Raw genomic sequence first — 3132 nt, 5'->3', positions numbered from 1 at the left:
CCATCGCAGCTTTGAAACTCCCCATTGGCTGGAAAGGTTGCTGGTGCTGATGGGCACCTTGGGCGCCCAAGGGGGGCCAGTGGAATGGGTAGGGCTTCATCGCCATCATCACAAGTATTCAGATCAGGAAAACGACCATCACGACGCCGGCAGAGGGCTGTGGTGGGCCCATAGCGAGTGGATGCTCCACAACATCCCTGTGTTGCAACACGTTGATAAATTCACCGGAGACTTGCGCCGCGACCCTTTCTATAACTGGTTAGACCGCTGGTTTTTATTACTGCAGCTGCCTCTAGGGGGGTTGCTTTACTGGTTCGGCGAAGCAAATCAAATTCACGGTGGTGGCTTGGGTTTAGTGCTTTGGGCCATACCTTTAAGGCTCACTGTTGTTTATCACGTAACTTGGCTTGTGAATTCAGCCACCCACGTATTTGGTTATCGCAACTTTGACAGCGCTGATCGTTCTACTAACTGTTGGTGGGTTGCAATCCTTAGTTTTGGTGAAGGTTGGCACAATAATCATCACGCTTTTCCCCATTCAGCCCGCCACGGCCTGCGCTGGTTTGAATTTGATATCACTTGGCAACACATTAAATTTCTACGCCGCCTTGGCTTAGCCCGCAAATTACGCCTTGCTCGCTACCCCAACTAGTTAATTAGTATTTATTATTTCTAATTTTGTCTTAGATTCTCCAGCAATATATCAACGCTTTCAAATTGTATTCCAAGTGAGTTTGATGTAACAAGAAGATCGCTTAATTCAACATCTAATTCATTGGCGCTGTAATCATTTAAGCCCGCCATAACCGCAGCGAATTTTTCACGGCGTTGACGCTTTTCAACTCCATAGGCTGCCATTACCCGATCGCGGCATTCACGCCATGGCCGCCCTCCCGCCAGCAGCAGCCCAAGGGAGGCACTAAGGGCTGGGGCTTCCGCTTCACTAATGCGGAGATCAAAGCCGGGGGGCAAGGCCCTTAGGCCAACAAAAATCTCCAGCAGCTCCCCGGCTCCCAGCACTAAACCTGCGGCATCGATGAGGGCTTGGGGGTTATCGCCAATAGCGGCAGCAAGTTCCTGTTTTTCAGCAATTTGAGCAAGCGGAAGCGGCATTTTTGCTAACCACTGATTGCAACAGCCGAGGGCAAGAAACACCTCAGGGCCTGGGGAAGCTAATTTGCTATTGCGCAAATTAGAAAGTTGGGAGCTGTGCAAACGCCCTAAATCGAGCTGTTCAGCAAGGGCTGGCAGCACCCGATGAGACCAACGATTGCGTTCGTGCCAGGCCCGCAATAGGGCAGCAAAGGCGCCATGGCCCAATTGCAAACGCTCTCGATAATCCACAAATCGCTCCAACCCACGTTGCTCAAATCTAATCATGATCAAGAAGCACAACGAATTGCACCGTGATCAGTTGCATGATCTGAATCCGTATTGCTATGATAGCGAGATCGATACGTATTCGATTTAAATGACAGTTTTATCGGCGCCGCCCCTCGCTGCCGCCATCAGCCCCGCCCGCCGCTCAAGCAGCCTGCGCCACCCCCGCAGAGGGGAAGCTGAGGGCACAGTGCCAAAAGGTGCCCGCTGGGCCACCCTCGGTTTCATGTTGGTTATTCATGTATTGGCCGCCTATGCGCTGCTGCCACGGTTTTGGAGTTTGCCTGCTCTTGCCTCCTTATTGGTGCTCTATTGGCTAACCGCCTGCCTTGGGGTAACCCTTGGTTACCACCGCTTGTTAAGCCACAGGGCCTTTCGGCTGCCGCAATGGCTGGAGCGCTTTTTTGCCACCTGCGGAGCTTTAAGCGCCCAACACGGCCCGATCGATTGGGCCGGGCTGCATCGCCACCACCATAAATTTTCCGATACGGATACTGATCATCACAACAGCAATCGCGGCTTCTGGTGGAGCCACATGGGTTGGATGTTTTCAGAAATTCCAGCCATGGCTTCCGTGCCAAGGCTCACAGGTGATCTAGCTAGCGACCCCTACTACCGCTGGCTGAACAAGTGGTTTTTACTACTCCAACTACCTTTGGCCGGCTTACTTTTTTGGATCGGCACCATAACTGGCGCTGGCGGCTGGGCCCTTGTGCTTTGGGGCATACCCCTCAGACTAGTGCTGGTGTATCATGTTACTTGGCTCGTTAATTCAGCCACCCATTGCTGGGGCACTATCGCTTACCCCAGTGGTGATGCCTCCCGCAACAATCGCTGGGTAGCAGCACTCACTTTTGGCGAAGGCTGGCATAACAACCACCATGCTTTCCCCCACTCCGCCAAACAGGGTTTGCAAGCCGGACAGATAGATCTCACCTGGCAACACATCCGCCTTTTGAGAGCCCTAGGCCTTGCCACCAAGGTGCGCCTGCCTGTGAATTAACCACACCAGCTAGTGCCGTAAGCTGAAAGTTCGCCCCAGCAGTAGATCAACCCTCGAGTAATTCCCATGGCTAAACGCGTTTCAGTAGTTTTAAGCGAAGACATATTCACTCTTGGCAAAACCGGCGATTTAGTGGAAGTAGCCCCCGGCTATGCCCGCAATTTCCTTTTGCCAGGCGGTAAAGCCGTTACTGTTACACCCGCAGTGCTCCGTCAGGTAGAGCATCGCCGTGCCAAGGAAGCTGAAAAGCAAGCAGCATTTAAGGCAGAAGCTGTGGCATTCCGCACAGCCCTCGATACCATCGGCCGCTTCACTGTTAAGAAACAAACCGGTGGCGACGATGTGTTGTTCGGCACCGTTACCAACGTTGATGTGGCTGAAGCAATCGAAGCAGCCACCAAAAAAGCAGTAGACAAACGCGATATCACCGTGCCTGAAGTGCATCGCACCGGCAGTTACAAGGTTCAGGTGAAACTGCATCCGGAAGTGGTAGCTGAAATCAATCTGGAGGTGGTAAGCCACTAACAAGAAATGGTTTCTGTTCCCATAAACGAACCCGAACGGGAACGCCCCAAACGCACTGGGGTAGAGCTTTTTGAAGCCACTCCAGATCAACTTCCTCCCCAAAACTTGGAGGCGGAGGAAGTGATCTTGGGGGGGATCTTATTGGATCCCGATGCTATTGGTCGGGTGGCTGATGTGTTGCAGAAATATGGTTTTTTTTTTTGTGTCGTTTTGGTTATGTTTGT

The 3132-nt window shown here is 52.3% G+C and carries 5 protein-coding genes; 4 read left to right on the top strand and 1 reads right to left on the bottom strand.

What is annotated here, in order from left to right:
- Positions 1-652 (top strand): fatty acid desaturase (locus KB557_RS10220; RefSeq protein ID WP_255133884.1); only part of this gene is annotated, 652 nt, incomplete at its 5' end.
- Positions 653-672: 20 nt separating this feature from the next.
- On the opposite strand, the gene KB557_RS10215 is transcribed toward KB557_RS10220, so the two are convergent.
- Positions 673-1380 (bottom strand): hypothetical protein, encoded by a 708-nt coding sequence (locus tag KB557_RS10215; RefSeq protein WP_255133882.1) that lies wholly within the window; start codon positions 1378-1380, stop codon positions 673-675.
- A 91-nt stretch (positions 1381-1471) separates the two neighbouring features.
- On the opposite strand from KB557_RS10215, the gene KB557_RS10210 reads away from it, so the two are divergent.
- The 3 genes from KB557_RS10210 to KB557_RS10200 form a co-directional block, all read left to right on the top strand.
- Complete coding sequence (locus tag KB557_RS10210; protein ID WP_255133880.1) at positions 1472-2383, top strand: fatty acid desaturase; 912 nt, start codon at positions 1472-1474, stop codon at positions 2381-2383.
- A 66-nt stretch (positions 2384-2449) separates the two neighbouring features.
- On the top strand, positions 2450-2908 hold the full coding sequence (gene rplI / locus KB557_RS10205; RefSeq protein WP_255133878.1) for a 50S ribosomal protein L9: 459 nt from the start codon (positions 2450-2452) through the stop codon (positions 2906-2908).
- Positions 2909-2914: 6 nt separating this feature from the next.
- Positions 2915-3132, top strand: a 218-nt coding sequence (locus KB557_RS10200; protein WP_315856223.1) for a DnaB-like helicase N-terminal domain-containing protein, incomplete at its 3' end; no start/stop codon positions are given.

It is taken from the genome of Synechococcus sp. Cruz CV12-2-Slac-r, from assembly GCF_024346075.1.
Taxonomy (GTDB): Bacteria; Cyanobacteriota; Cyanobacteriia; order PCC-6307; family Cyanobiaceae; genus Synechococcus_D.
Note: the sequence above shows the minus strand (reverse complement) of the source record. Positions and strands in the feature narration are given on the sequence as shown.